At 45.6% G+C, this 6,000-nt stretch carries 6 protein-coding genes; 2 read left to right on the top strand and 4 right to left on the bottom strand.

Features of this window, described 5'->3' with window-relative positions; genetic code table 11:
- Positions 1–223, top strand: a 223-nt coding sequence (locus tag L5M28_RS20530; protein ID WP_411569187.1) for a transposase, incomplete at its 5' end; no start/stop codon positions are given.
- Here the strand turns inward: L5M28_RS20530 and L5M28_RS20525 are convergent.
- Entirely contained in the window at positions 216–1,187 is a 972-nt protein-coding gene (locus tag L5M28_RS20525; protein WP_263204287.1) for an OprD family outer membrane porin, read from the bottom strand. The genes L5M28_RS20530 and L5M28_RS20525 overlap by 8 nt on opposite strands.
- A gap of 282 nt (positions 1,188–1,469) precedes the next feature.
- Here L5M28_RS20525 and L5M28_RS20520 point away from each other — a divergent pair, with 282 nt between their 5' ends.
- Complete coding sequence (locus L5M28_RS20520; protein ID WP_263204286.1) at positions 1,470–2,189, top strand: FadR/GntR family transcriptional regulator; 720 nt, start codon at positions 1,470–1,472, stop codon at positions 2,187–2,189.
- Here the strand turns inward: L5M28_RS20520 and L5M28_RS20515 are convergent.
- The 3 genes from L5M28_RS20515 to L5M28_RS20505 form a co-directional block, all read right to left on the bottom strand.
- Positions 2,186–2,590 carry a DUF1850 domain-containing protein gene (locus L5M28_RS20515; protein WP_263204285.1) on the bottom strand — a complete coding sequence of 135 codons (405 nt, stop codon included), beginning with the start codon at positions 2,588–2,590 and terminating at the stop codon, positions 2,186–2,188. The two genes, L5M28_RS20520 and L5M28_RS20515, sit on opposite strands and share 4 nt — an antisense overlap.
- Positions 2,591–2,635: 45 nt before the next feature.
- Complete coding sequence (locus L5M28_RS20510; RefSeq protein ID WP_131524216.1) at positions 2,636–4,669, bottom strand: TRAP transporter permease; 2,034 nt, start codon at positions 4,667–4,669, stop codon at positions 2,636–2,638.
- Positions 4,670–4,777: 108 nt separating this feature from the next.
- The gene (locus L5M28_RS20505) at positions 4,778–5,734 is read right to left on the bottom strand and encodes a TAXI family TRAP transporter solute-binding subunit (RefSeq protein ID WP_105250372.1); all 957 of its coding nucleotides are present in this window, start codon (positions 5,732–5,734) and stop codon (positions 4,778–4,780) included.
- Positions 5,735–6,000 lie beyond the last annotated feature (266 nt).

The following is a 6,000-nucleotide window of genomic DNA, read 5'->3' as shown; positions in this document are numbered from 1 at the left end:
CCAGTTGCACTGGGTGCTGGATGTGAGTTTAGGTGAGGATGCGTGCCAGATATACCGTGGTAATGCAGCGACTAATCTTGCCACGATGCGACACTTTGGTTTGAATATGTTACGCGCTGAGAAGCGAAAAATGAGTATCAGAAGAAAGCAGCGTCAGGCATTGATGAATGAGGCTTATTTGGATGCGGTGCTTGAAGCCGGCATGAGTGTGGTTATTAAATGACCACTCGTAATCTCACCCTGACCTGTTGAATGACCACTTTTTCATCGCCCCATGGGGTCAGCACTGTGTCATCCCCGGTTTTGGCGTACATATAAGTGAGATCTGCCCCCGCCAATTTGGCACCTAGATGGAAGCCATATTGATAGGTATCGAGTGGGCCGCCAGTTTCATCACCTATTGCCTGTTGAGTTAAATAGGAAGGTGTTAAGTACAAATTCGTTGGACCAACATCAGCGGCTAATTTCACTTTGGCATAGGTTTGATTGAAAACATCTTCCATGCTGTAGTGCCAAAGATGGGCTTCAGTTTGGACTGTTTTAAAGGGCAATTGATATTTAGCACCTAGGGCATAAACTGGGTTATCGGCAACATCTGCCACAATACCCGCTCTTGCTAATTCGCTTTGTACCGCCTCTTTTACGGATACGAAGCTATTGTCAGACCACCCCATGGAATCTGTAATATAGAGTGCTGATAACGTTAGATTGTCAACACTCTTATTTTCTGCTGAAAAGCCGCGAAAAGTTCGTGGGATCGCACGAATGTCATGGGGATTCATCATTGGTGTGCGCAGTTCTTGTGCACCTAATTTGAATTGAGTATCCCACCAATTACCTTGGACAAAATACTCCTGTAAACGGTTGACGTTGTCATGGTCGCCAGCGGCATCGCGAGCAACTAGGCCGTAGACATCATCTGAATCATTGGTCCAAATGGGATTTGCAGATGCGAAGCTGGTCCCAAAACTGAGGCCATTCACTTTTGCGGTATTGTAATAAAACAGTCCGCCAAATGACGTATCGTGTTTAGTGTTCGTCGTATTATCAAAGTCACGGGTAAAATCGAATAAGCGTAATTCCCCTTTTAACGTACCTTGGCTAAACATTTGATCAATGCTGGTATCTGCTGTAGCTGGAATCGCTAGCGTAGATAGCACAAGCAAAGATAAATAAGATTTTTTCATCATCATCTTCCCTATTATTAGTAAGCCCTGATCAGAATTGTCTGAGCTAGTTAAAGAAATTATGTTTAACATTCTTAGGTTAAATGTATGACGTATGACTAATGTCGACAACGAAGTTAAGATGAATATGAGAAACTAGTTACGAAATTCGCACAGATGTTACTTGGATCAACAAAGATGAATGTTTTTTAATCACTAATGTAGGAAACATGAGAGTACTTTTTCTGCGTTAATGCGGTTTTATGCTAGTATGGCGACACTAAGCATATTTGGGATAATCAAGTGCATATCTTCAAGCCAATTAAGCAGATAAGAGCATCGAGTGAAGTCGGGCAGCAACTGAAAAATGCTATTTTAGACGGCGAATATAAGGCTGGCGATAAATTACCCTCTGAGCGCGAATTAATAGAATTATTTCAAGTTAGTCGCACTGTGGTGAGAGAGGCGATCAAGAGCCTCGAAGCAGGTGGATTAGTGGAGATTCGCCAAGGTGCAACAGGCGGCGCATTTGTTAAGCACTTAACCTTTGAACGTTTAAGTGATGCTTGCCAAGATTTATTTCTAATGGGGAAACTTTCTCTTCCTGAACTGTGTCAAGCACGCATGCTGATTGAGCCGCAAGTGGCTAGAATGGCTGCTAAAAATTGCACTCCAGAGCAAGCTAAAGCTTTGCAAGAGGCGAATCGTCATGAAAGTGACTCATTGGCTTATCCCGAAACTGTCATATTGCGATCTCAAGTACATTATTTGCTCGCTGAAATGTCTGGAAATCGCTTTTTAGAAGCGATCGTAAAATCCTTGTTGGTTTTATTAAGTAATCAAACGACTAAGTTTCAGCCACCGACTGATGAAATTCATCCTTTAGGTTTGCATGATGTCATTGTCGAAGCGGTTATCGCAAAAGATGGGGCGAAAGCTGAGGCCGAAATGTTTGCACACCTTGAGGATTTTAATCAGCGCCTAATAGAAATTGAGCGTAAATATATGGATAAACGCGCTTAAGGCAAAGAGTTGCAACCCCAAAGTTCAACCGCGGCTGTTTGTTTGTTGGGTACGCCAATCCAATGACTCATGGCTTGGCATTGCACTTTTCCTGAGATTTGAGTGAAGCAAAGTTCAAAATCCCCTGCTTCGGGCGTGCGACCTAAGCGCAACACAGGCAAAATGGGCAGCTTGGGCTGATAATGCCAGCTGCCATTTTTAAGATAGGCATCATCTGGGATTTCCATTCCTGCACCCGTACCTTTCACTCTTGCTTCGACCAACACTAATCCTTGTGGCATGACGTTATAGTCTTCCTCCCAGCGAATTTTTTCTATGCTGTGGTTCCATGCCAAGGTGAAGTTGTCTGTGGGCACTTGGGCCCACAGTGTGCCCGCTAGGCCTAAACACAGGCCTAGCATCTGTTTACCTTCAAAAACTGATTAACGACCAATAATCTCAAGAGCTTATCCTTGCTCTGCGAGACGTTTGAGTTTGCGTGCTCGCCAGCTGTGTTGCACGATAAATAGCAGTGCGAGCCCAAAGCCAATTTCATCACTCAACGGCGTAGCAAGAATTAAGCTAGCACCTGCAAGGAAGCCGATAACGCGTTCCCACCAGTAGAGTTTTTGTAATAGATATCCGGTAAAGATGACGCCCCAAATACCAATACCCACAGTCGCTTTTAGCAAGACAAACCCTGTGGCTAACCAGCTATCACCTTGAAGCATCAAAGCGGGATCGTAAACCGCCATAAAGGGGATCACAAAACCTGCAATGGCGATACGGATTGCCCAAAGGCTGATCTTAAGGCCTGATTCCTTAGCGATTGGTGCTGCGGCAAAACAGGCTAAGGCAACGGGAGGCGTGAGATCGGCCATGATGCCGAAATAAAATACAAACATATGCGACACAATCAGTGGCACACCGAGGTCGAGTAATGCGGGAGCGGCAATCGAGCTAGTAATAATGTAGTTAGGGATTGTGGGGATCCCCATGCCGAGCACTAGGCAAGTGACCATAGTTAACACGAGTGATAAGAACAAGTTATCTTGGCCAACGGCAAGAATATAGCTCGCGAAGGTCGAGGCAATTCCTGTCAGTGACACTATGCCGATAATCACACCGACTAAAGCGCAGGCGATACCCACAGGCACGGCATGACGGGCGCCTTCTACCAGTGCATGCAAGCAGATGGTGAGAGTATCTCTGCCACCTTTAATAAACCAACAAATGGCGACTAATAAGGCGATAACCCCAAATACGACTCCGATCCCGAGTTGGAAGAAGCCAGCGCATAGGATGCCAAGGGCAATCCAAAAGGCAATCCGCATCGCCATTGAGGAAAGCCGCAGTACTATGGCTGAGCCTAAAATTACTATCGATGTGAGGGCGAGTCCTACCATGCCTGAGAACAGCGGCGTTCTACCCGAAAACAGCAAGTAGACTAAAATAAACAAGGGGATAAGGAGATACCAACGCTCTTTAATTGCCGCCCATGGATTAGGGCACTGATCTTTAGGCAGGCCACAGAGATTGGCGCGTTTGGCTTCTAAATGCACCATCCAAAATACGGAGCAGAAATAAAGTAGCGCAGGGATCAATGCCGCTTTGGCTATCTCGATAAAGGGGACGTTAATGGTTTCGGCCATGATAAAGGCCACCGCGCCCATGATCGGCGGCATGATTTGGCTGCCCATACTCGATGTTGCCTCTACCCCGCCGGCGAAGGCTGGGCGATAACCGAATCGTTTCATGAGTGGAATGGTAAATTGGCCCGTTGTGACCACGTTGGCAACACCTGATCCTGTAATCGTCCCCATCAATGCCGATGACACTACTGCAACTTTTGCAGGACCGCCGAGCTTGTGGCCAAATAATCCCATAGCAAAGTCGGTAAATAAACGGATCATTCCGGCTTGTTCTAAAAAGGAGCCGAAGAGAATAAACAGGAATATATACGTCGCCGATACATAGGTTGGTGTGCCGTATAGCCCTTCGGTACCGAAGGCTAATTGATTGATGATCTGATCGAATCCATAGCCGCGGTGCATTAAGTCACCGGGTAAATACTGGCCAAATAAGCCATACATCAAAAAGATGCTACAGATGATCGGTAGCGCCCAGCCCATGACTCGGCGCGCTGCTTCAAACACTAATACGATCAAAGTGATACCTATCACTATATCCGCATCGGTCAGATCGCCTGAACGTTGAATTAAGTCGGCTTCGAAATACCACTGATAAGCTGCTGTGGCCATGCCAGCTAGACCGAGTAGCCAAGCGAGTGGCTGCCAAGGCTGAGATTTTCCTCTAGCGGGATAACTTAAAAAAACCACTAACAGTAAAAAGCCCACATGGGTGGCACGCAGTACTTGAGTCGAGACGGGATGAAAAGCGGCAGTGATGATTTGAAAAATAGAAAAAATTAAGGCTGTATAAAATAGAGCCTTGGGCCAATCGCCAGTATTGGCGCTGAGACCTTGTTGGGGATCACTCATATTATGCCTCACAGCATTAGACTACAGAGATGATATAAACGAGATGCCGTTATTTAACGGCATCTCAATTGCTTAGTTTGGAATAGGATGCACAGATATCAGTAAAACTTAGAGTGCACCAACTTCTTTGTAATAACGTTCTGCACCTGGATGCAGTGGTATTGGCAGATTTTTCGTCGCTTTATCTACGCTGATGGTCTTCGCGGCGGAGTGCGCGTTACCGAGTCGGTCTAAGTGCTCGAACATGAGTTTTGTCATCTGATAGGCTAAATCATCCGATACACCGCTTTGAGTCACCAGTAAATTTTGAATGGCGACGGTAGAAACGTCGGTGGTTTGGCCTTCATAGGTGGATGCTGGGATCACGCCATGTTGATAGGCGGGATTGTTAATCTTAGCGATCACATCTTCTGGAATTTCAACAAAGTTGATTGCCATAGTCGCAGCTAAGTCACGGATAGCTGCCATGCCGAGACCGGAAGATTGTAAAGTGGCGTCTAATTGACGATTTTTGATTAGCTCAACGGATTCGGCATAGGGTAAAAACTCGACTTTCCCCATGTCTTCATAACTTAGTCCAGCAGCCTTGAAAATCGATCTGGCATTGAGTTCTGTCCCTGATTTAGGGGCACCCACTGAGATACGTTTTCCTTTTAAATCAGCCAAGGTTTTAATGCCAGACTCTTTATTGGCGACGATTTGAATGTAGTTAGGATAAGCCGAGGCAAGTACTCGGATTTTATCCAGCGGCGTTTTAAAGCCTGCATCAATATCACCTTGATATGCTGCTGCGACTGAATCACCTAAAGCGAACGCTAATTCACCACGACCCGCTTGCAATAAATTGAGGTTTTCTACTGAGGCTTTAGTTGCTTGAACTGAGGTTTTAGAACCTTCGATTCCTGTGCCGTAGAGTTGCGACAGCGCAACGCCAATAGGGTAATACACACCACTGGTGCCGCCTGTGAGAATGTTGATAAAGGCGGGGGCAGCAGCCATAGCGGCAGCACTGAGTGTGAGAGTCACTGCTGCGCCGACGGCGACAAAACGTTTTTTGATTTTCATTATGAAATATCCTTATTTTTTATAGTGTTATGTAGGGTCTTTCGAGTGGTAAATACCGTAATCAGCTCAATATAACTACATAAAACCTGGAAAAGGTCAATTAGGCTATAGTCGATAGCTGCTACTTTTGTATCACAAAACTGAGATCTGAGACTGTTTTGAGCAAGGTTGTATTGTGAGGTAAAACTTGGTTGGTTCAATGAAGCGGGCAATAAAAAGGGCTAACCTAAGTTAACCCTATTTGTGTTATTAGAGGACAAACCTCC

Source organism: Shewanella sp. SW32 (genome assembly GCF_025653365.1).
GTDB classification, from domain to species: Bacteria; Pseudomonadota; Gammaproteobacteria; order Enterobacterales; family Shewanellaceae; genus Shewanella; species Shewanella oncorhynchi.
Note: the sequence above shows the minus strand (reverse complement) of the source record. Positions and strands in the feature narration are given on the sequence as shown.